The 21,276-nt window shown below is 62.2% G+C and carries 18 protein-coding genes; 10 read left to right on the forward strand and 8 right to left on the reverse strand.

Features of this window, described 5'->3' with window-relative positions; genetic code table 11:
* The gene (locus CAF79_RS09460; RefSeq protein WP_085697588.1) at window positions 1-1,494 is read right to left on the reverse strand and encodes an aldehyde dehydrogenase; all 1,494 of its coding nucleotides are present in this window, start codon (window positions 1,492-1,494) and stop codon (window positions 1-3) included.
* Window positions 1,495-1,734: 240 nt separating this feature from the next.
* Here CAF79_RS09460 and CAF79_RS09465 point away from each other — a divergent pair, with 240 nt between their 5' ends.
* The gene (locus tag CAF79_RS09465) at window positions 1,735-2,649 is read left to right on the forward strand and encodes a LysR family transcriptional regulator (protein ID WP_085697589.1); all 915 of its coding nucleotides are present in this window, start codon (window positions 1,735-1,737) and stop codon (window positions 2,647-2,649) included.
* A gap of 3 nt (window positions 2,650-2,652) precedes the next feature.
* On the opposite strand, the gene hrpB is transcribed toward CAF79_RS09465, so the two are convergent.
* Window positions 2,653-5,172: an ATP-dependent helicase HrpB gene (gene hrpB / locus CAF79_RS09470; protein WP_085697590.1), complete on the reverse strand. Its 2,520-nt coding sequence runs from the start codon at window positions 5,170-5,172 to the stop codon at window positions 2,653-2,655.
* A 108-nt stretch (window positions 5,173-5,280) separates the two neighbouring features.
* On the opposite strand from hrpB, the gene CAF79_RS09475 reads away from it, so the two are divergent.
* Window positions 5,281-5,700, forward strand: coding sequence for a polyribonucleotide nucleotidyltransferase (locus CAF79_RS09475; RefSeq protein WP_085697591.1), 420 nt, complete (start codon window positions 5,281-5,283; stop codon window positions 5,698-5,700).
* A gap of 15 nt (window positions 5,701-5,715) precedes the next feature.
* Complete coding sequence (locus tag CAF79_RS09480) at window positions 5,716-6,612, forward strand: cation diffusion facilitator family transporter (RefSeq protein ID WP_085697592.1); 897 nt, start codon at window positions 5,716-5,718, stop codon at window positions 6,610-6,612.
* Here the strand turns inward: CAF79_RS09480 and CAF79_RS09485 are convergent.
* On the reverse strand, window positions 6,606-7,652 hold the full coding sequence (locus CAF79_RS09485; RefSeq protein WP_085697593.1) for a DUF6515 family protein: 1,047 nt from the start codon (window positions 7,650-7,652) through the stop codon (window positions 6,606-6,608). The two genes, CAF79_RS09480 and CAF79_RS09485, sit on opposite strands and share 7 nt — an antisense overlap.
* A 454-nt stretch (window positions 7,653-8,106) precedes the next feature.
* Here CAF79_RS09485 and CAF79_RS09490 point away from each other — a divergent pair, with 454 nt between their 5' ends.
* Entirely contained in the window at window positions 8,107-8,586 is a 480-nt protein-coding gene (locus tag CAF79_RS09490; RefSeq protein WP_007909658.1) for an Lrp/AsnC family transcriptional regulator, read from the forward strand.
* 190 nt (window positions 8,587-8,776) lie between these two features.
* A complete protein-coding gene (locus CAF79_RS09495) occupies window positions 8,777-8,986 on the forward strand; it encodes a DUF2788 domain-containing protein (RefSeq protein ID WP_003228500.1) in 210 nt (69 codons plus the stop codon).
* Here the strand turns inward: CAF79_RS09495 and CAF79_RS09500 are convergent.
* From CAF79_RS09500 to CAF79_RS09515, 4 genes are all read right to left on the reverse strand, one after another.
* Window positions 8,981-9,547 carry a pseudouridine synthase gene (locus tag CAF79_RS09500; protein ID WP_170929720.1) on the reverse strand — a complete coding sequence of 189 codons (567 nt, stop codon included), beginning with the start codon at window positions 9,545-9,547 and terminating at the stop codon, window positions 8,981-8,983. The two genes, CAF79_RS09495 and CAF79_RS09500, sit on opposite strands and share 6 nt — an antisense overlap.
* A 141-nt stretch (window positions 9,548-9,688) precedes the next feature.
* Window positions 9,689-11,188 carry an AMP nucleosidase gene (gene amn / locus CAF79_RS09505; protein WP_170929717.1) on the reverse strand — a complete coding sequence of 500 codons (1,500 nt, stop codon included), beginning with the start codon at window positions 11,186-11,188 and terminating at the stop codon, window positions 9,689-9,691.
* Between the two features lie 189 nt (window positions 11,189-11,377).
* Complete coding sequence (locus CAF79_RS09510; protein ID WP_085697595.1) at window positions 11,378-13,027, reverse strand: acyl-CoA dehydrogenase family protein; 1,650 nt, start codon at window positions 13,025-13,027, stop codon at window positions 11,378-11,380.
* A 95-nt stretch (window positions 13,028-13,122) separates the two neighbouring features.
* Window positions 13,123-15,471 carry a hybrid sensor histidine kinase/response regulator gene (locus CAF79_RS09515; protein ID WP_085697596.1) on the reverse strand — a complete coding sequence of 783 codons (2,349 nt, stop codon included), beginning with the start codon at window positions 15,469-15,471 and terminating at the stop codon, window positions 13,123-13,125.
* Between the two features lie 304 nt (window positions 15,472-15,775).
* Between CAF79_RS09515 and CAF79_RS09520 the strand changes: the two genes are divergently transcribed.
* The 4 genes from CAF79_RS09520 (at window position 15,776) to CAF79_RS09535 (ending at window position 19,296) form a co-directional block, all read left to right on the forward strand.
* Window positions 15,776-16,573, forward strand: coding sequence for a hydroxymethylpyrimidine/phosphomethylpyrimidine kinase (locus tag CAF79_RS09520; RefSeq protein ID WP_085697597.1), 798 nt, complete (start codon window positions 15,776-15,778; stop codon window positions 16,571-16,573).
* A 24-nt stretch (window positions 16,574-16,597) separates the two neighbouring features.
* Window positions 16,598-17,221, forward strand: a complete 624-nt coding sequence (gene thiE / locus CAF79_RS09525) for a thiamine phosphate synthase (RefSeq protein ID WP_085697598.1) — start codon at window positions 16,598-16,600, stop codon at window positions 17,219-17,221.
* A gap of 10 nt (window positions 17,222-17,231) precedes the next feature.
* Window positions 17,232-18,515 carry a glutamate-1-semialdehyde 2,1-aminomutase gene (gene hemL / locus CAF79_RS09530; RefSeq protein ID WP_085697599.1) on the forward strand — a complete coding sequence of 428 codons (1,284 nt, stop codon included), beginning with the start codon at window positions 17,232-17,234 and terminating at the stop codon, window positions 18,513-18,515.
* A gap of 226 nt (window positions 18,516-18,741) precedes the next feature.
* Complete coding sequence (locus tag CAF79_RS09535; RefSeq protein ID WP_085697600.1) at window positions 18,742-19,296, forward strand: tetratricopeptide repeat protein; 555 nt, start codon at window positions 18,742-18,744, stop codon at window positions 19,294-19,296.
* A gap of 111 nt (window positions 19,297-19,407) precedes the next feature.
* Here the strand turns inward: CAF79_RS09535 and CAF79_RS09540 are convergent, their stop codons facing one another.
* A complete protein-coding gene (locus CAF79_RS09540; RefSeq protein ID WP_085697601.1) occupies window positions 19,408-19,737 on the reverse strand; it encodes a DUF1820 family protein in 330 nt (109 codons plus the stop codon).
* Window positions 19,738-19,869: 132 nt separating this feature from the next.
* Here CAF79_RS09540 and miaB point away from each other — a divergent pair, with 132 nt between their 5' ends.
* The gene (gene miaB / locus CAF79_RS09545) at window positions 19,870-21,198 is read left to right on the forward strand and encodes a tRNA (N6-isopentenyl adenosine(37)-C2)-methylthiotransferase MiaB (RefSeq protein WP_085697602.1); all 1,329 of its coding nucleotides are present in this window, start codon (window positions 19,870-19,872) and stop codon (window positions 21,196-21,198) included.
* The last annotated feature ends 78 nt before the right edge of the window (window positions 21,199-21,276 follow it).

Genomic DNA, 21,276 nt, shown 5'->3' on the forward strand with positions numbered 1-21,276 from the left:
TCATGAGCGCAGTTGAAACCAGGTGGTTTTCAACTGGGTGTATTTGTCGAACGAGTGCAGCGACAGATCGCGGCCGAAACCGGATTGTTTGCCGCCGCCGAACGGCACGGTCACGTCCAGCGCATCGACGCTGTTGACCGACACCGTACCGGCTCGCAATTGCCGCGCCACTCGATGGGCGCGGTGCAGATCGTCAGTCCACAGCGACGCCGCCAGACCGTAGACGCTGTCGTTGGCCAGTTGCAAGGCGTGGGCCTCGTCATCGAACGCAGTCACCGCCAGCACCGGGCCGAACACTTCTTCGCGAAACAGGCTCATGTGCGGCTGCACGTCGGTGAAAATCGTCGGCTGAACGAAGTTGTCCGAGCCGTTGAAACTCAGCTGCCGCCCGCCGCAGACGCGGGTCGCGCCTTCACGCTCGGCCTGATGAATGAAGCGCAGAATGCTTTCGGTCTGACGGGTATCGACGATCGCCCCGGCTGCACTCGCCGGGTCCAGCGGATCGCCCGGCTGCCAGCGCTCGGCCTGAGCCTTCAGTCGCTCGACGAACTCATCGTGAATCGAGCGCTCCACCAGCAATCGCGAGTTGGCCGAGCAGACTTCGCCCTGATTGAAGAAGATCCCGAACGCGGCTTTCTGCGCCGCCAGATCCAGATCCTTGCAGTCGGCAAACACCAGGTTGGCACTCTTGCCGCCGCACTCCAGCCACACCTGCTTGAGGTTCGACTGCGCGGAATACTGCATGAAATATTTGCCGACCTGAGTCGAGCCGGTGAACACCAGACAATCCACATCCGGGTGCAGGCCCAACGCTTTGCCGGCCTGTTCGCCGAGACCCGGCAGCACGTTCAATACGCCGGCCGGTAGCCCGGCTTCCAGCGCCAGCTCGGCCAGACGCAAGGCGGAGAACGGCGATTGCTCGGCAGGTTTGAGGATCACCGAGTTGCCCGCCGCCAGCGCCGGTGCAAGTTTCCATGCGGCCATGTCCAGCGGGAAATTCCACGGCACCACGGCGGCGACCACGCCCAGCGCTTCGCGGGTAATGGTCGCCAGCACGTTCGACGCACTGGGAGCGACCTGATCGTAGAGTTTGTCGAGGCTTTCGGCGTACCAGCGGAACACCCCGGCGGCGCCCGGCACGTCGATGTTGTAAGCGTCCGTCACCGGTTTGCCCATGTTCAGCGAATCGAGCAGGGCCAGCTCTTCGCGATGGGCCAGAATCAGATCCGCCAGCCGCAGCAGCACTTGCTTGCGCTCGGTCGGTGAACGCCCGGCCCACGTGCCAGCTTCGAACACCTGTCGCGCATTCTGCACCGCCGAGTCGACATCCTTTTCACCGCACGCGGCGACGTCTGCCAGAAACTGGCCGGTGGCCGGGTTGATCGCGGCAAAGGTCTGCCCCGATTGCGCCGCACGCAGTTTGCCGTCGATCACGGCCTGGTACGGATAGCTCAACGCAGCGGCCTTGCGCTGCCAGTCTGCAAGCTCGAACACGGTGGTTGCTCCTTGGACTTTTGTTCTTTTGTAAACAGTGCGGGATCGATAGTCGCTCAGGCCCGCGCGCGCTAAAACCAGTAAAAATGTCTTCGCAGACAATAAAAAAGGTAACCAGCCGACAGCCCCTTCGCGCGCGTATGGGGCTATTGTTCAGGGACAAAAAAAACCGCTGACAGAACGGAGGCCGGCGGCTTACAAATTGCTTGGATGTGAAATCCGTTCGCTTTGAGGTTCACCGTGGCCGCTTACAACCTGCGTCAGTTGAAATACTTCATCACTACCGTCGAATGCGGCAGCGTCGCCGAAGCGTCGCGCAAGCTGTACATCGCGCAACCGGCGATTTCCACGGCAATCAAGGGGCTGGAAGACAGCTTCGGCGTGCAACTGCTGATCCGCCATCACGCTCAGGGCGTGTCTCTGACACCGAGCGGCGCGCGTTTTTTCCGCAAGGCCCAGGAACTGCTGCGCATGGCCAAGGAGTTCGAACAGAACGCCCTCGCCGACAACGATGTGGTGGCCGGGCAGATCGATATCGGCTGTTTTGAAACGGTGGCGCCGCTGTATTTGCCGCAACTGATTGCCGGCTTCTCGGCGCTCTATCCGGGGGTGAAAATCCGCATCCGCGACGGCGAACAACAGGAACTGGTGCAGGGCCTGACCTCGGGCACCTTCGACCTGGCAATCCTGTACAAGCACGACCTCGACGCCACCATCGAAACCGAGCCCTTGATGCCGGCCCAGCGGCCTTACGCGTTGCTCCCGGCAGATCACCGCTTCGCCCAGCTCAAGCAGGTTTCGCTGCGGGACTTGTGCCTGGAACCGATGATCCTGCTCGACGTACAACCGAGCCGCACCTACTTCGTCAGCCTGTTCGAAGAACTAGGCCTGTCGCCACGCATCGAGTTCAGCTCGCCCTCGATCGAAATGGTGCGCGGCATGGTCGGCCAGGGCTTCGGCTTCTCGATCCTGGTCACCCGCCCACATTCGGAATGCACCTACGACGGCAAGAAAGTCGTGTGCGTCGACATCGTCGAAGACGTCACCGGTTCAGGCCTCGTGGCGGCGTGGCTCAAGCGCGGACAACTGACCAAACCGGCGCAGTTGTTTGCCGATTATTGTCGGGAGCAGCTGACGGCGAAGGCTGGTCGCTGACCCTCACGTACCGCGCGGTTTGGCTCGTGCAGTGGCTTCGGCCACCAATGGGTCATCCGGCCAATAGTGTTTTGGATACCGCCCCTTCAGATCCTTCTTCACCTCGGCATAGGTGCTGCGCCAGAAGTTGGCCAGATCCTGCGTCACCTGAACCGGGCGCCGAGCCGGGGATAGCAGGTGCAGCTTGACCACTTGCCGGCCGCCAGCAATGCGCGGTGTGTCGGCGAGGCCGAACAACTCCTGCAAGCGCACGGCGAGAATCGGTGGTTGCTCGCTGTAGTCGAGGCGAATCGACGAGCCCGACGGCACGCTCAGGTGATGCGGTGCCTGTTCGTCGAGCTGCTGCGGCAGTGGCCATGGCAGCAGATTACGCACGATGCTCGACAGGTCGAGGTTGGCGAAATGGCTGAGGCGCGAGACTTTGCCCAGATAAGGCATCAGCCAGTCTTCGAGGGTTTTCAGCAGCGTCGCGTCGCTGACATCCGGCCATTGACTGTCGCCCCTGGCGTCCAGATCGAGCTGGCGCAACAGCGCGACTCGCGCCTGCCATTGGCGCAGTTCCGGGGTCCACGGCAGCAGTTCCAGACCTTTGCGCCGCACCAGATTGACCAGCGCCTGGCTGCGGGCGTTTTCGTCGAGACCGGTCAGTGGTTCGCGGCTGAGGATCAGTTCGCCAACCTTGCGCTGACGCTCGGCGCGCAACACGCCTTCGCGTTCGTCCCAGTCCAGTTGATCGACGGTGTGCACCTGTTCGGCCAGCACCGAATCGAACAGCACCGGATCGAAATCCGCCGCCAGATAAATCCGTTCTTCACGTTGACCTTGGCGGCTGCCGAGGTCGGCGATGACGGTCCACGGCTCCTTCATAAGGCTGTCGGCTTCGGCGAACAACGCCGCGCGGCCGTTGGCCAGACGATATTCGGCACCTCCGGCACGCCGCTGCTGGGCGACGCGATCCGGGTAGGCCAGTGCCAGCAAGGCGCCGAGCCAGCGTGGATGATCGGGATCGCTGACCGGTTCGCTCGGTTGCCCGCGCAGGTAGCCACGATATTGCCGCGCCAGTTGCCGGGCGCGCTGCACGCCGCCTTGGGCACCGCGCGCCGCACGTTCTGCGCCGGACAGCAGCGCCAGACGACTGTGCAGATCCGCTCCGGCGCCGCGCAAAATGTCGCGCTCACCGAGCAACGCGGCAACGTCGCACGCCATGTCCGCCAGCCCCAGCGCCTGACCGCGCAACAGCAAATGGGCGATGCGCGGATGGGCCGGCAATTCAGCCATGGCCTGACCATGACGGTTGAGACTTTCACCGTCCAGCGCACCGAGGCGCTGCAACAAATCCTGAGCCTGTGCATACGCGGCGGCTGGCGGTACGTCGAGCCAGATCAGATCACTCGGCGCCACGCCCCAGCGTCCGAGTTGCAAGGCCAGCCCGGCCAGATCCGCCGAGAGGATTTCCGCACTGCCATAAGCCGCCAGTTGTTCGTGCTGATCCTGCGACCACAGGCGATAACACACGCCCGGCTCCAGACGCCCGGCCCGGCCCGCGCGCTGGGTGGCACTGGCTTTGGAGATACGTTGAGTGTCGAGGCGAGTCATGCCGCTGCCCGGATCGAAACGCGGCACCCGCGCCAGCCCGGCGTCGATTACCACGCGCACGCCGTTGATGGTCAGGCTGGTCTCGGCGATGTTGGTGGCCAGCACCACTTTGCGCTGGCCAGCGGGCGCCGGGTCGATGGCGGCGCGTTGCGCATTCAGGTCGAGTTCGCCGTGCAACGGACAGAGCAGGATGTCGCTGCGCTCACCGATGGCGTCCGACAGTTGCTGATGAACACGCCGGATTTCCGCCTGCCCCGGCAGGAACACCAACAGGCTGCCGGCTTCATCGTGCAGGGCTTCGAGTACCGTTTGCGTAACGCGTTGATCGATGTATTCGCCCGGCTGGAACGGCCGGCCCCAGCGCATCGTCACCGGGAACATCCGGCCTTCGCTGCGCAGGATCGGCGCGTCGTCGAGCAAGCCGGCCAGACGTTCTCCCTCGAGGGTGGCGGACATCAGCAGAATCTTCAGCGGCTGTTCAGCTCGAAACAGCTCGCGACCGTTCAGACTGAGGGCCAGCGCCAGATCGGCGTCGAGGCTGCGCTCGTGGAATTCGTCGAAGATCAGCAGACCCACGCCCTCCAGCGCCGGGTCGTCCTGCAAGCGCCGGGTGAGGATGCCTTCGGTGACCACTTCGATGCGCGTGTCGGGGCCGACCTTGCTGTCGAGGCGGATGCGATAACCGACGGTTTCACCGACCTTCTCGCCCAGCTCGCTGGCCAGCCGTTCCGCCGCTGCGCGGGCGGCCAGCCGACGCGGTTCGAGCATCAGAATGGTCTGCCCGTTCAACCACGCTTCATTGAGCAGGGCCAAAGGTACGCGGGTGGTTTTACCTGCGCCGGGCGGTGCTTCGAGCACGGCTTCATGGCGTGTCGCCAACGCTTCACGCAGGGCGGGTAAAACTTCATCGATTGGCAAAAAATTCATGCTGGCTCCCAAACAGAGGGCCGAGTATAACGGCGAACTGCCAGGCGTTCGTCAGGGTCTTAATTTCACACGATGACGCTTCGTTAACAGATGACTCAGGAGATTCCCATGCGCTTACCTTTTCGCCTGATCGGCGGTGTACTGGTTGCCACCCTGCTCACCCAGATCACTGCGTGCGGTTCGATTTTCTATCCCGACCGGCGCGGCCAGATCGACGGCAAGATCGACCCGGCGATTGCCGTGCTCGATGCCGTGGGCCTGTTGTTCTATATCCTTCCCGGCGTAATCGCGTTCGCCGTGGACTTCGCCACCGGCGCGATCTATTTCGAACCGGGCCACACGGCGCAAGTCGATCCGGCCAAACTCAAGCAAGCCATCGGCCCGGAGGGCCAGGTCGATAACCTCAAGTTGCAGGCTATTCTCGAAACAGAACTGGGCCGCAACCTGCCGCTGGACGACCCGCGCCTGATCCGGCACAAGGGCAGCACCCAGCAACTGGCGATGTTCGGCCTGCAACCTGCCGCATAAGGAATCGACGCCCCCATGACCACAAGCACCGAACACGCCCGCCTGCTGCGGCTGGCGACCCGCGCCTCGGTGGCGGTGGCCTGTACGCTGATCATCGCCAAAGCCATCGCCTGGTGGCTGAGCGGTTCGGTGAGCATGCTCGCCGGCCTCACCGACTCGGCCCTCGATGGCATCACTTCGTTGCTCAATCTGCTGGCAGTGCATTACGCGCTGCGCCCGGCGGATGACGATCATCGTTATGGCCACGGCAAGGCCGAATCCTTGGCGGGCATGGCGCAAGCGCTGTTCATCGGCGGCAGTGCGGTGCTGATCGCGTTCCAGGCTTATGAGCGCTTGAACAATCCTGAACCGCTCGGCGCGCCGTGGTTAAGCATCGGCGTGATCCTGTTTTCCCTGCTTCTGACGGCGGCGCTGTTGATGTTGCAGCATCGGGTAATCAAGCAGACCGGCTCCAACGCGGTGCGGGCGGACTCGCTGCATTATCGTTCGGACCTGTTACTCAACGGCAGCATTCTGATTGCGCTGGTGATGGCCGGATTGGGGTTCGAGCAACTGGATGCGTGGTTCGGTCTGGGAATCGCGGGGTACATTTTGTGGAGCGCGATCCAGATCGCCCGGGAAAGTTTTTCGGTGCTGATGGATGAAGAGCTGCCGACGGATGTCAGTCAGCACATGCTCGAACTGGCGTGCGGCGTGCCGGGCGTGTTGGGTGCGCACGATTTGCGCACGCGGATTTCCGGCAATCACTGGTTCGTGCAGTTGCACCTGGAATTGCCGGGGGAGCTGACGCTGTCAGTCGCCCATGGCATCAGCGATCAGGCCGCAGATGCCATTCACAAAGCCTACCCAAAGGCCGAAGTGCTGGTGCACGCCGACCCGCAGGAAGTGGTCAAGGCCGCCCGGGCTCAGTAGTTGACCTGATAGCCGCGACTGCTCAGGCAATTGCCCTGGGCCTGGCGGTAGGCCTGCACCACTTCGGGCGCCGGTTGATAAGTCGCGGTGCGCGGGTTGAAGCCGCTCTGCTGCACCGCGTATTGATAACACTCGTAGCCATCGCGCTGAACCTGCTCCGGTGACTGACCGTTGGCCGGATACGCCTCCACGTCATAACCATTGCCGGTCGGCTGCGGTGGCTGCTGTACCGGCGGCTCGACCACCACGTAATCCTGGGTCGCTTCCTGATAGGCATAGTACGAGCCGGCAGCGAGGAACAGCAGCGAACCGCCGATCCATACCTCACGGGCGTAATCCGGCAGGTACTGAATGCGAATCCCGCGCGGCGGCTGAACCACGATGTAGCGCGGACCTTGCGGGCGATACCAGTAGCCGCCGGAGTAGAAATAGTCCTGGCCGCGATACGGCACGCGGTATTCACGATCCGGGAAACGGTCGATCACATGGCCCGGCCGGTATTGCGGGCCCGGCCCCCAGCCATTGCCATGCCCGTCAGGGCGACCCGGCCAGCGATTGTCATTGGGGCGGCCGGTCTGCCAGCTCTGGTGATAGCCGTTCTGCGGGCGCTCGTCGCGGTAGTAGCCCTGACGGGGTTCCTGGGTCTGGCGCACGGTGTCGGGACGCGGCTGGATCGGCAGGTCATTGGCCGGCAGTTGCGGCGGCGGTGGCGGCTGGCGTACCGGGTTGGGATTGTAGGCCGGACGTGGCTGATTCTGATTCTGCCACTGGCCATTGTTCGGTTGGCCGTGGTTCTGCTGGCCGTTGTGCTCGAACTGGCGGCTGTTGTCGCCACGAATAATGTCGTTGTTCTGCCGCTGCGGATTGTTCTGACCGTGCGGCTGATTGCCGCCGCCATGTCCCTGATTATTGCCCTGATGCTCCGGCCCGCGTCCGCCGCCGTCGGGGCCGCGATTCTGCGGCTCATCCGCCAGCGCTTGCGCACCGATACTCACACACAGCAAACCAACACTGGCCAGACGCCAGATGCGCGACTTCATGAAATTCCTCACTGCGGGCCAGAGCCTGTAATAGAAGGTCTTGTAGCTAAGACCGGGGACGAGCACACCGGGTTCTGCTACAGGTTATCAGTCACGTCATTTATTTATTGAGCGAGATGGGCCAAATCGCGGGCAAGAAAAAAGGGAGACCCGTCGGCCTCCCTTTCAGAGAACTTCGTCCTGGCTCGACGCTTTTGACGTCGGCTCACCTCACGCCGTCTTCTGGACAGTGTGCAGCTCGGGGGCCGGCACAACCCCGGTGGGGGTGGCGGCCGCGGCGGGCCGGATTGGGCGGGCCGCAGTGGACTGTGTTACCGAGCAGTGATTCTGGTGATAAGGATAGGCGCGGAGCCGCGACAGATGATTGCGAAGATTGCTCAAATAAACACCACTTGCGCAATTTTTAACCCTGGATAGATAATCCGCCGCAATAGTTAAGACAAAGGACCGTTTGATGAGCAAACTCGACCGTTACGACCTCAGTATTTTGGCGGAATTGCAGCGCGACGCCCGCATCTCCAACCAGGAACTGGCCGAGCGCATCGGTCTGTCGCCCTCCCCGTGCTCGCGCCGGGTCAAGCAACTGGAGGACGACGGCTACATCTCCCGCCAGGTCGCTCTGCTCGATCGCAAGATGCTCGGCTTGAGCCTGACCGCCTACGTGCTGATCGGCATGGACCGGCACACGCCGGAGCGTTTCGAGAACTTCGAAGCGGCGATCCGCACCTTGCCGCAAGTGCTGGAATGCAGCCTGGTGACTGGCGTGGATGCCGACTATCAGCTGAAAGTGGTGGTGCCGGACATGGATCATTATCAGAAACTGCTGCTGGGGCACCTGACACGGATTGAGGGCGTGACCAGTGTTCGGTCGAGTTTTGTGCTGAATCAGGTGCTCAACAGTACCGAATTGCCGCTGACTCATCTGCGCAGCTGAAATCGCCTTCGCGAGCAAGCTCGCTCCCACATTTAAAATGCATTTCCCTGTGGGAGCGAGCTTGCTCGCGAAGAAGCCGGTGCAGGCGACGAATAACTGCGGCACACCGACGCAGGTCAATGCTGCGTCGTTCGCCGCTGGCGTATACTCCCGGCCGCCCTTTTAGCCGCATGCGTGCCGGAGATGCCCGATGGATCCAGCAGTATTTGAAGAGTGGATGATGACCGGACTGGTCAGCATCCTGATCATTTTCATGGGTTTCATCGTCTGGGATCTGGCGAAGAAGTCCAAGGCCGGGCGTTTCGGCTCGTTCATTCTGTTCTTCGTGCTGGGCCTGGGCGTGGCCGCGTTCATCATCAAGAGCGTGGTGATCGGCCTGATCGAATCCGGCGCCTTATAAGCGCGCCGGCACTTCTTTCCATTGGCCCTGATCGAGCCCTTCGATCGTCCAGTCACCAATCCTGACCCGCACCAGCCGCAACGTCGGCAGCCCGACCGCCGCCGTCATCCGCCGCACCTGACGGTTGCGTCCTTCGCGAATCACCAGTTCCAGCCACGTTGTGGGGATGGTCGCGCGAAAGCGTACCGGTGGGTTGCGCGGCCACAGCTCGGGCTCATCCAGTTGCCGCGCTTCGGCGGGCAAGGTCATGCCGTCATTCAATTCGACGCCGTCACGCAGGCGCTGCAACTGCTCGGCCGTCGGCACGCCTTCGACTTGCACCCAATAGGTTTTCGCCAGTTTGTGCCTGGGGTCGGCGATCCGCGCCTGCAACTGGCCGTCGTTGGTCAACAGCAGCAAACCTTCGCTGTCACGATCCAGCCGTCCTGCCGGGTAAATGCCCGGAATGTCGATGTAATCCTTGAGCGTCGCCCGCCCATCTGCGTCGCTGAATTGCGTCAGCACATCGAACGGTTTGTTGAACAGGATCAGCTTCGGCTCGGCGGGCGGTGCCTTGGCCACACGGCGCGGGGCTGAAGTGGACGGCTTCGCGCCGGGACGGCGGGAAGGTGGACGCGGGGGACGGGACATAAGTGAGAAGACATTTAGCGATCAGGGCTGACAATGCTAGTGCCCCGACCGCCAAATGACCACGACAAACCGTTAGCGGAACGGCGGCTCGTCGAAGCTGCGCAGTTTGCGCGAGTGCAGCGAGTTGAGTTCGGTGCGTAGCAGGTCCACCGCTTCGATGCCGATCTTCAAGTGCTGGCTGACCGCACGCTCGTAGAACGCGTTGGCCGAACCCGGCAGCTTGATTTCACTGTGCAGCGGTTTGTCCGAAACGCACAGCAACGTGCCGTACGGCACCCGCAGACGATAACCCTGGGCGGCAATGGTGCCGCTTTCCATGTCCACCGCCACGGCGCGGGACAGGTTGATCAGCGGTCGCTCCTGTGCCCAGCGCAATTCCCAGTTACGGTCGTCGTAGGTCAGCACGGTGCCGGTGCGCAGACGCTTTTTCAGCTCCTCGCCTTTTTCGCCGGTGATGTTGGCCGCCGCTTGCTGCAACGCCAACTGCACCTCGGCCAGGGCCGGGATCGGAATGTTCGGCGGCACCACCCGGTCGAGAATCCCGTCGCGACGCATGTAGGCGTGAGCCAACACATAGTCGCCGATGGTCTGCGACTGACGCAGGCCGCCGCAATGCCCGATCATCAGCCAGCAATGCGGGCGCAGCACGGCCAGATGGTCGGTGATGTTCTTGGCGTTGGACGGACCGACGCCGATGTTGACCAGGGTCACGCCGTGGCCATCGCTGGCGATCAGGTGATAGGCCGGCATCTGGTAGCGGTGCCAGACCACACCGGCGGCAATGGCCGAGGCTTCGCCATGATCCATGCCTTTTTCGATGATCACGTTGCCCGGCAACACCATGCGTACAAAACGCGGGTCACGGCGCAGTTGCTCCAGACCGTGGACGATGAACTGGTCGACATAACGGTGGTAGTTGGTCAGCAGGATCCACGGCTGCACATGGCGCCAGTCGCTGCCGGTGTAGTGCACCAGACGACGCAGCGAGAAGTCGACGCGGGCCGCATCGAACAGCGCCAATGGCAACGGATCGGTGTTTTCCCAGTCGTAGAGCCCGTCGGCGATGCCATCGGTGGCGGCAGACAGGTCGGTACTCGGGAACACTCGCGCCAGCACGGCAGCGGTGACACCGGAGCCGGCCAGCTCATCGCCCTGCTCGACCACGTACGGATAGGGAATGTTCTGCTCGCTGACCCCGACTTCCACCGTCACGGTGAAGTCGTGCATCAGCGGCGTGAGCTGTTCCAGCAGGTATTTGCGAAACGCCGCAGGGTGGGTGACGGTCACGCTGTAGGTGCCCGGCAACTGCACCTTGGCGTAGGCGCGGGTGGTCTGCGGGACTTCGCCCTGGCAGTGGTAGGTCAGACGCAGTTCGGGATAACGGAACAGGGAACGTTGCTCGGCGTCGGGCTCGACGCGATCCTTGAGGTAACGCTTGAGCGCCGAGTTCAGCGCCGTGGTGGCCCGCTCATGCAGCTCGGCGAGACGATCCACGGCCTGTTCGGCGGTTTGAACGACAATAAACGCTTCGGTCACGATCAGCTTCCTGTGTTCTGACTTGCAGAGCTTCATCTTGCCTGCATCGTGGCGTCACGGAAACAGTGGCGTTGTGGCAATTCATCAATCTGACAGGTACAAGCGGGCCTGTGGGAGCGGGCTTGCCCGCGATGAGGCCATCCCATTCACATCGATGTTGACCGACAGGCCGTCATCACTGGCAAGCCAGTTCCCAGAAGGCCTTTCGGTGCCTGGAAATTGCCGTCAGAAACCTTGCGGCGTCGAGCGGGCAACAATGGCTTCGACATCCAGCCCACGGGGCAACGCGCCGTAGACCCGCCCGCCTCCGCTCAGACGACTGGCAATGAACGCATCGCTGACCGCCGAATTCCCGGCCTCCAGCAGCAACTTCGCTTGCAGCCCGAGGGCAATGTCTTCGGTCAGTTGCCGCGCGCGGTACTGAATGTCGCTGGTGTCCTTGAACTGCGCCTGCAATTGCTGAATGTGCGCAGCCAGTCGCTTGTCGCCATGGCCGTCGCCCAACTCGCTGAACAACACATCAAGCACGCCCGGCTCTTTCGACAACGCCCGCAGCACATCGAGGCATTGCACGTTGCCAGAGCCTTCCCACGTCGAGTTCACCGGTGCCTCGCGGTACAGCCGCGGCAGGATGCTCTCCTCGACATACCCGGCGCCCCCCATGCATTCGGCGGCTTCGTTGATCATTCCCGGCGCACGTTTGCAGATCCAGTATTTGCCCACCGCCGTCACCAGCCGGGCGAACTGCGCTTCATGGCGATCATTCAGATGATCCAGCGCCTTGCCCATGCGCAGGCTCAACGCCAGCGCGGCTTCGCTTTCCAGCGCCAGATCGGCCAGCACGTTCTGCATCAGCGGTTGCTCGCTGAGCAGCTTGCCGCCGACTTTGCGGTGGGCGCAGTGATGGCTGGCCTGGGTCAGCGCCTGCCGCATCAGCGAGCTGGAGCCGACCATGCAGTCAAAACGGGTCATCGCCACCATCTCGATGATCGTCGGCACGCCGCGCCCTTCCTCACCGACCATCCACGCCAGTGCGCCTCGGAATTCCACTTCGCTGGAGGCGTTGGACTGGTTGCCGAGCTTGTTTTTCAGGCGCTGGATATAGAACTGATTGCGCGTGTCATCCGGGCGATGGCGCGGCAGCAGGAAGCAGGTCAGGCCCTTGTCGGTCTGCGCCAGCGTGAGGAATGCATCGCACATCGGCGCCGAACAGAACCACTTGTGGCCCACCAGTTCATAAGCCTGACCGGGGCCGCTGGCGCCTACTGGATAAGCCTTGGTGGTGTTGGCCCGCACATCGGTGCCACCCTGTTTCTCGGTCATCGCCATGCCGATGGTGACACCGGCCTTGTGGGCCATGCCGACATTGCGCGGATCGTATTCGGTGGCGAGGATTTTCGGCAGCCATTGCTCGGCCAGATTCGGTTGTAAACGCATCGCCGGCACGCTGGCGAAAGTCATGGTCAACGGACAGCCACTGCCGGCTTCGGCCTGGCTGTGCAGGTAGGTCATGGAAGCGCGGGCAACATGGGCGCCGTCCTGTGGATGAGCCCAGGGCAACGACGTCAGGCCATGTTCGATGGCGGTGCGCATCAGCTCGTGATACGCCGGATGAAATTCCACCAGATCGATGCGATGACCGTAGCGGTCATGGCTGGCGAACACCGGTTTGTTCTGATTGGCGAGGAACCCGGCCTCCATCAGCGGCCCGCCCGCCAGCGCGCCGTAGGCGTCGATCCGCGACTCGGCCCAGCCGGCGCCGAACCGCCGCGACCACTCCTGCAACGGCAGGTCGATGCGGTACAGGTTGGTGCCGTCCAGCGACGGTGGCTGGTTGGTGACTTCGTGGGTTTCGGCGAACTGATGCAGGTTCATGACGGGGCTCCTTGATCGGCCAGAGCTTCAGTTAAGCACCGCCCCCGAATCGATCAAAGTGTCATATCGGCCTAAATGCCGGCGCTTTCACCCTATCAGCAACTCAATACCCGTCGCTGCATTGCGACCTGCAGATCCTCGAATTTCACCGGTTTGTTCAGATAATCGATGGTGCCACCCGACGCGCAATGCTCTCGATCCGCCCCCAGCGCGATCATGAACACCGGCAGATGGGCGCATCCCGGCAGGTCACGAATCTGGCAGCACAGCGATGCTCCGTCGAGCGGCGGTAGCTGGCAATCGATCAACACTGCATCGAAGCGCTCGCGCTGCAAACAGTCTAGTGCCGCCACGCCGTGGTCGGCAGTGCGCACCCGGAAACCGAGCTTGAGCAACATGCCGCGCATCACCAATTGGTTGACACTGTTGTCGTCCACCAGCAGCACGGTGCAATCCTGCGGCGCGCGCTCGGTGTCACGACTGAACGCAGGCACGGCTTCCACTTCCGGCAACTCAAACTCGACATCCAGCTGAAAACGGCTGCCGCGCCCCGGTTCGGAGCGGTGTGTGAGCTTGCCACCGAGCAGTTCCACCAATTGACGGCAAATCGCCAGACCGACGCCCAGCCCGCCGTATTCGCGGGTCATCGAACCATCGAGCTGGAAGAATCGCTGATACAGCGTGGCCTCGCCCAGATCGGTAAAACCGATACCGGTGTCGATCACCGCGAAGGACAGCGCCAGGCGATTGTCCGTCGACGGTTTGCCGGTGACCCGCAAGGCCAGCCCGCCGACGCGGGTGAACTTGATCGCGTTGTCCAGCAGGCACTCCAGGCATTGCGCGAGTTTGGCACTGTCGCCGTGCAGGCGGTCCGGCAGTGTCGGCAGCACGTCGACCTTGAAGTCCAGCGACTTGCTCGCCGCGTTGCCATCGAACTGAATCCGCAACGCCTCGACCACCCCGCGCAGGCTGAAACTGCCCGGCGTCGCCTTGAGCTTGCCGGCCTGCAATTCGGTCAGGGTGAGGATGCCGTTGACCATGCGCATCATGTCCCGCGCGGAACCGGCGGCAGTCTGCTGGTATTGCTCCAGTTCCGGATCGAGCTCGACGGTCTGCATCAGCTCCAGCGAACCGATCACCCCGTTCATCGGTGTGCGGAGTTCGTGGGTCAGGGTCGCGAGAAATTCGTCCTTGAGCTTGTTGCTGTGGGCCAGTTGCTGGTTCAGCACTTCGAGCTTCTGGCCGGCGTCGAACAGGGTCTGCGCCTGTTGTTCACGCATCGCGTTGATGCGGTCGGCCAGGGCCAGCGACAGCAGCGCCACTTCAATGGCCGAACCGATCTGACTGGCGTACATGGTCAGGAACACATTCGGCAGCAAGCCCAGGACCATCATGGTGTTGACGATGCCGCCGATCAGGAACGCCGACCAGGCAATGATGAAATAACGCGCCACCCGCAGGCCGCGCCACCAGGCGAGGATCCCGGCGGCGAAGATCACCACGGTAAAGGTCAGGGCCAGGGTCGTCGCCAGACGCAGGGCCAGGCCATAACTGGTCATCAACGACAGACCGATCACTACGGCACCGAACGCGATCAGGGCGATCAGCAGGCGATCGAGCCAGCGGCTGTGGTTCTTCGTCTGCAGGAAACTGCGGGCGAACTGGCTGCCGAACAGCCCCGCGCAACCAATGAAGAACGGCGTGGCAGCGTTGGCCCACCAAGGGTTGTCCGGCCAGAAATACTCGACCGCCGCACCGTTGACCGACAGCTGATAGAGGCCGAACGAGGCGATATAGAAGATGTAATAGAGGTAACTGGTGTCGCGCACGCTGAGATAGATGAACAGGTTGTAGACCAGCATCCCCAGCAGCACGCCATAAATGATCCCCAACACGTACAGGCGCACTGGCTGATCTTCGAGGTACGCGGTGCTCGACCACAATGTCACCGGCGCCTGGATCGAGCCTTCGCTGGACAACCGCAGATAAACGGTGCGTTGCTGATCCGGCTTGAATGCCAGGTCGAACAGGTAATTGTTCTGGCGGATCTCGCGACTGGCGAACGGCAAGGCGTCGCCGGTCTGCCGCACCAGACGATAGTCACCGGCCGCATCGGGCAAATACAGATCAAGATGATCGAGCGGCGGATACGCCAGCTCCAGCAACCAGCTGCGCTGCGCCGACGCATTGGTCGGGCGGTAATGCAGGTCGATCTTCAGCCAGAACGCCGAGCGCGAATAACCGGCATTGAGCGTGGCTTTGTCATGAGGTTTGAAGTTTCCGGCGGCGGCTTGCGCGCGGACGTCGGCAATGCTCGCCTGACCGCTCGGGTCTTCGAACACTTGCAGGGATCGACCCAGCGGGAGGCTCTGGGTGAACTCATCGAACTCGACGGCGCTTGCCAGGAGGGGCAAGCAGAACAGCAACATCAACAAATAGCGCATTGAAGCCCCAGCGTGGCTTGTCCGGTTGTGTCAGGAAGCCCCCCATTCCCTTTGAGATGACGTAAAACCGGTATTACCTGTTATTGGTTTGGATCCACTCTAGCATAGCCGTTGATGGCCATTGAGCACCATGGAAATTTTTCCTACAAAGGCTCTAGAACGGGCGTTCCAGAGCAGAGCGCCGGGCTAGAGCTGTTTGCTCGGTCAGATTGCGCCAAACGTTACCGATCCCGCTACCCGTGTTATCGGCCGGGCGCTGCGCCACAACACCCGAAAAACAGGTTTGGTGGTAAGCTCGCGCACCATGAATATCTACAGCTCACGCCCCGTTGTCCTCTGTCTCTCCGGCCACGACCCCAGTGGTGGCGCCGGCTTGCAGGCAGATATCGAAGCCCTGCTCGCTCAGGGTTGCCATGCGGCTCCGGCCGTCACCGCCCTGACCGTGCAAGACACCGTCAACGTCACTGACTTTCGCGTCCTCGACCGTGAGTGGGTACTGGCCCAGGCCAATGCCGTGCTCAACGATTCCGAAGTCGCGGCAGTGAAACTGGGCATGCTCGGCTCCCTGGAAATGGTCGACACCGTCGTCGAACTGCTCCAGGCGCACCCGCACTTGCCGGTGGTCTGCGACCCGGTGCTGCGCGCCGGCGGCGGTGGACGCCTGGGCAAGGATGAAGTCGGCTACGCCATGCGCGAACGCCTGCTGCCGCTGTCGATCATCGCCACCCCCAACCTTCCCGAAGCCCGGATCCTCGCCGAACTGCCAGAAGGCACCGCGGACGAGTGCGCTGAAAAACTGTTGCCGTACATCAAGAACCTGCTGATCACCGGCGGTCACGGCGACGAAACCGAAATCCACAATCGCCTGTACAGCCGCGACGGCCTGCGCGAAACCTTCAAGTGCCAGCGTCTGCCGGGCAGCTATCACGGCTCCGGCTGCACCTTGGCCAGCACCCTCGCCGGCCGACTGGCTCAGGGCGAAAACCTTGCCAGCGCCGTGCGTACTGCGCTGGATTACACCTGGCGCACCCTGCGCGATGCCGAACAGCTGGGCAAAGGCCAGTTCGTGCCGCGTCGCCTGCCGCTGGATTTCTGTTCCTGATGTTTCGAGCCTGAGGTCTGCGCGATGAAACTACGTGGCCTGTATGCCATCACCGACAGCCAGTTGCTGGCCGGCAAGTTTCTGTCCTACGTGGAGGCGGCGCTGGAAGGCGGCGTCACCCTGCTGCAATACCGCGACAAAAGCAGCGACGAGGCCCGCCGCCTGCGTGAGGCCGAAGCCCTGCGCGATCTGTGTGAACGCTACAAGACGCAACTGATCATCAACGATGACGCCGAACTGGCCGCACGCCTGAACGTCGGCGTGCACCTGGGCCAGACCGACGGCCCGCTGTCGCCGACCCGCGCCCTGCTCGGTTCCAGGGCGATCATCGGTTCGACCTGCCACGCGCAACTTGAACTCGCCGAACAAGCCGCCAAAGAGGGTGCGAGTTACGTCGCCTTCGGTCGCTTCTTCAATTCCAGTACCAAACCCGGTGCACCGAGTTGCAGCCTCGATCTGCTCGACGAGGCCAAACGCACCCTGCACCTGCCGATCTGCGCGATCGGCGGCATCACCCTCGACAACGCTGCGCCGCTGGTGGCCCACGGCGTCGATCTGCTGGCCGTGGTCCATGGCCTGTTCGGCGCCGACAGCACCGCCGAAGTGACCCGCCGCGCCCGCGCCTTCAATGAATTATTAAAAGTCTGAGAGCCCGATCATGTCTCGTTCCGAAACCCTGTTTGCCAACGCCCAGAAACACATTCCCGGTGGCGTGAACTCGCCGGTGCGCGCGTTCAAGAGCGTTGGTGGCACGCCGCTGTTCTTCAAGCACGCCGAAGGCGCCTACGTCACTGACGAAGACAACAAGCGTTATGTGGATTACGTGGGTTCCTGGGGCCCGATGATCCTTGGCCACAGCCACCCGGACGTACTGGACGCGGTGCGCAACCAGTTGCAGCACGGCCTGTCCTACGGCGCGCCGACCGCGATGGAAACCGAGATGGCCGATCTGGTCTGCTCGCTGGTGCCATCGATGGAGATGGTGCGCATGGTCAGCTCCGGCACCGAAGCGACCATGAGCGCGATCCGTCTGGCCCGTGGTTTCACCGGCCGCGACAGCATCATCAAGTTCGAAGGCTGCTACCACGGTCACTCCGACAGCCTGCTGGTCAAGGCCGGTTCCGGCGCACTGACCCAAGGCGTACCGAGCTCGGCCGGCGTGCCGGCAGCATTCGCCAAACACACTTTGACCCTGCCGTTCAACGACATCGACGCGGTTGAAAAAATGCTCGCTGAAGTCGGTCAGGACGTCGCGTGCATCATCGTCGAGCCAGTGGCCGGCAACATGAACTGCGTACCGCCGGCGCCGGGTTTCCTCGAAGGCCTGCGCAACCTGTGCGACAAGCACGGCGTGGTGCTGATTTTCGACGAAGTGATGACCGGTTTCCGCGTCGCCCTCGGCGGTGCCCAGGCTTACTACGGCGTGACCCCGGATCTGACCACCTTCGGCAAGATCATCGGTGGCGGCATGCCGGTCGGCTGCTTCGGGGGCAAGCGCTCGATCATGGAGCGCATCGCACCGCTGGGCCCGGTCTATCAGGCGGGCACCTTGTCCGGTAACCCGCTGGCGATGGCTGCCGGCCTGACCACCCTGCGCCTGATCAGCCGTCCGGGTTTCCACGCCGAGCTGACCGACTACACCACGCGCCTGCTCGACGGCCTGCAACAGCGCGCCGATGCCGCCGGCATTCCGTTCGTGACCACCCAGGCGGGCGGCATGTTCGGTCTGTACTTCAGTGGTGCCGACGACATTGTTACTTTTGAAGACGTGATGGCCAGCGATGCAGCGCTGTTCGGCCGCTTCTTCCACTTGATGCTGGAAGGTGGCGTGTACCTGGCGCCGAGCGCCTTCGAAGCCGGCTTCACCTCGATCGCCCATGGCGAGGCCGAGCTGAAAATCACCCTCGACGCCGCCGAACGCGCCTTCGCCAAGTTGAAGTAAAACGCTTCGCCGCTGACGTTGGCCATTGCCAGCGTCAGCGTTCTCCTACATCCGCGCGCTTTTTCCGACACTCCTGCCAAAAATCTCCCATAAAGTGGGCGATATATTTCCCGCGCAGCAGAAAATCGAGTAAAGACTTTGTAAGGATGGCCCTGCTTATTTCATAATGCGCGCTTATTGGATCCCTAGACGGGTCCGCGCGCCCTTCAGAGGTAAGTCGATTCCCATGAACCGCACCGGCCGCACCCTTGCCTTGGGCTGCCTGTTGCTCCTTCAGCCGCTGCTCGCACATGCACAAGCAGGCGGCAACTCGTTGTTGATACCGGCGATGGGTCGCTGCACCCTCAATACTCAGCCGCAAGATGTCACGCAGGCCCTCGCCGCCTGCCAAAAGGCAGCGGATGAAGGGGATGCGCAAGCGCAATACGAGTTGGGTGAGTTCTACTATGACGGCAAGAACGCGCCGCGCGACCTCAATCAAGCCCTGAGCTATTTCGAAAAGGCCTCGCTGCAAGGCCACGCCCAGGCGCAATTCAAGCTCGGCACCATGTTCTTCCACGGCGAAGGCGTGCAGGCCAACAACATTCAGGCGTACATCGTGCTGAAGATGGCGGCGGTCAATGGCGCTGAAGACGCGCTCGACACCGCCGACGAAGTGTCCGAAAAAATGTCCCGCGAAGAACTGGAAACCGCAACCCAGGTGCTCGGGCAAATTTTCCGTAAATACCTGATGGAACTGCAGAGCGCCGACGGGCGTACGCCGTTCTCGCCCCTTCCCTGATTTCTCTATAGATTTTTCTGGCCTCTTCGCGAGCAAGCTCGCTCCCACATTGGAATGCATTCCCCTGTGGGAGCGAGCTTGCTCGCGAATGAGGCGACTCGATCTTACGGTTTACTTCTCGGGCATCGGCACCGGGAACGGCATCACGTTGCCGACGCCGCCACGGGCTTCGGTGATCTTCGGTGTCCCCAGCCGCTCCACTTCATCGATGCGCACGATCGAATGCATCGGCACAAAGCTGCGCACCACGCCTTCGAACTGCGCCTTGAGCTTTTCTTCGCTCGGGTCGACGACAACTTGCGTGCGCTCGCCAAAGACGAACTCTTCCACTTCCAGGAAACCCCACAGATCACTTTGATAGATCTGCTTGGCGTACATTTCGAACACCTGGCCCTGGTTGAGGAAAATCACCTTGTAGATTGGAGCTTCGCGTTTGGTCATGGCGGGCGGACAACATCGGGGTAAAAATGAGGGCGCGAACTATAGCATAGCCACCGGACGCACAGCGGTAGGAACCTGGGGACATGTTCCCTATAATGCGCGGTTCTTTGAACCACGTGACGACCCTATTCCATGGCCAAGAAGCTTTACATCGAAACCCACGGTTGCCAGATGAACGAGTACGACAGCTCGCGCATGGTCGATCTGCTGGGCGAACACCAGGCCCTGGAAGTCACGGCGCGCGCCGAAGATGCCGACGTGATTCTGCTCAACACCTGCTCGATCCGCGAACGCGCCCAGGACCGGGTGTATTCTCAGCTCGGCCGCTGGCGCGAACTGAAACTGGCCAATCCGGACATGGTGATTGCCGTCGGCGGTTGCGTGGCCAGCCAGGAAGGCGCGGCGATCCGTGATCGCGCCCCGTACGTCGACGTGGTTTTCGGTCCGCAGACCCTGCACCGTCTGCCGGAAATGATCGACGCCGCGCGTATCAGCAAGCTGCCGCAAGTCGACGTCTCGTTCCCGGAAATCGAAAAGTTCGACCACCTGCCCGAGCCGCGCATCGACGGCCCGAGCGCCTACGTGTCGGTGATGGAAGGCTGCAGCAAGTACTGCACGTTCTGTGTAGTGCCTTACACCCGCGGCGAAGAAGTCAGCCGGCCGTTCGACGACGTGATCGCCGAGATCATTCATTTGGCCGAAAACGGCGTGCGTGAAGTGACCCTGCTGGGCCAAAACGTCAACGGTTATCGCGGGCTGACCCACGACGGTCGCCTGGCCGACCTGGCCGAACTGATCCGCGTGGTCGCGGCAGTCGACGGTATCGACCGCATCCGCTACACCACCTCGCACCCGCTGGAATTCTCCGACAGCCTGATCCAGGCACACGCCGAAGTGCCGGAACTGGTGAAGCACCTGCACTTGCCGGTGCAGTCGGGCTCGGACCGGATCCTGGCCGCGATGAAACGCAACCACACCGCGCTTGAGTACAAATCCAAGCTGCGCAAACTGCGCGCCGCCGTGCCGGGCATCTGCATCAGCTCGGACTTCATCGTCGGTTTCCCGGGGGAAACCGAGAAAGATTTCGAACAGACCATGAAGCTGATTGCCGACGTCGGTTTCGATTTTTCCTACTCGTTCGTCTACAGCCAGCGCCCAGGCACCCCGGCCGCCGATCTGCCCGACGACACCCCGGAAGAACTGAAGAAAGAACGCCTGAACGCCTTGCAGCACCGTTTAAATCAGCAAGGCTTCGAGATCAGCCGACAAATGGTCGGTTCGGTCCAGCGGATTCTGGTGACCGACTATTCGAAGAAAGACCCCGGCGAGTTGCAAGGGCGCACCGAGAATAACCGTATCGTCAACTTCCGCTGCGATAATCCGACCCTGATCGGCCAGTTCGCCGACGTCCACATCGACGCGGCGCAACCGCACTCGCTGCGCGGCTCGCTGATCCAGTAACAGCGCAAGGAGACCGCGCCAGAGGGCTGAATCGGTGCCAGGCTTTTTAAGAGCTTTCGCACCCACGCCGCTGGCGTT

The organism is Pseudomonas sp. B26(2017) (genome assembly GCF_002113045.1).
GTDB lineage: Bacteria > Pseudomonadota > Gammaproteobacteria > Pseudomonadales > Pseudomonadaceae > Aquipseudomonas.

Bases quoted from the DNA above. Each gene is read 5' to 3' on its own strand.
- hrpB (WP_085697590.1), bottom strand. From the start codon at position 5,172: ATGAATTTTTTGCCAATCGATGAAGTTTTACCCGCCCTGCGTGAAGCG.
- CAF79_RS09475 (WP_085697591.1), top strand. From the start codon at position 5,281: ATGCGCTTACCTTTTCGCCTGATCGGCGGTGTACTGGTTGCCACCCTG.
- CAF79_RS09480 (WP_085697592.1), top strand. From the start codon at position 5,716: ATGACCACAAGCACCGAACACGCCCGCCTGCTGCGGCTGGCGACCCGC.
- CAF79_RS09485 (WP_085697593.1), bottom strand. From the start codon at position 7,652: ATGAAGTCGCGCATCTGGCGTCTGGCCAGTGTTGGTTTGCTGTGTGTG.
- CAF79_RS09490 (WP_007909658.1), top strand. From the start codon at position 8,107: ATGAGCAAACTCGACCGTTACGACCTCAGTATTTTGGCGGAATTGCAG.
- CAF79_RS09495 (WP_003228500.1), top strand. From the start codon at position 8,777: ATGGATCCAGCAGTATTTGAAGAGTGGATGATGACCGGACTGGTCAGC.
- amn (WP_170929717.1), bottom strand. From the start codon at position 11,188: ATGAAGCTCTGCAAGTCAGAACACAGGAAGCTGATCGTGACCGAAGCG.
- CAF79_RS09510 (WP_085697595.1), bottom strand. From the start codon at position 13,027: ATGAACCTGCATCAGTTCGCCGAAACCCACGAAGTCACCAACCAGCCA.
- CAF79_RS09515 (WP_085697596.1), bottom strand. From the start codon at position 15,471: ATGCGCTATTTGTTGATGTTGCTGTTCTGCTTGCCCCTCCTGGCAAGC.
- CAF79_RS09520 (WP_085697597.1), top strand. From the start codon at position 15,776: ATGAATATCTACAGCTCACGCCCCGTTGTCCTCTGTCTCTCCGGCCAC.
- thiE (WP_085697598.1), top strand. From the start codon at position 16,598: ATGAAACTACGTGGCCTGTATGCCATCACCGACAGCCAGTTGCTGGCC.
- hemL (WP_085697599.1), top strand. From the start codon at position 17,232: ATGTCTCGTTCCGAAACCCTGTTTGCCAACGCCCAGAAACACATTCCC.
- CAF79_RS09535 (WP_085697600.1), top strand. From the start codon at position 18,742: ATGAACCGCACCGGCCGCACCCTTGCCTTGGGCTGCCTGTTGCTCCTT.
- CAF79_RS09540 (WP_085697601.1), bottom strand. From the start codon at position 19,737: ATGACCAAACGCGAAGCTCCAATCTACAAGGTGATTTTCCTCAACCAG.
- miaB (WP_085697602.1), top strand. From the start codon at position 19,870: ATGGCCAAGAAGCTTTACATCGAAACCCACGGTTGCCAGATGAACGAG.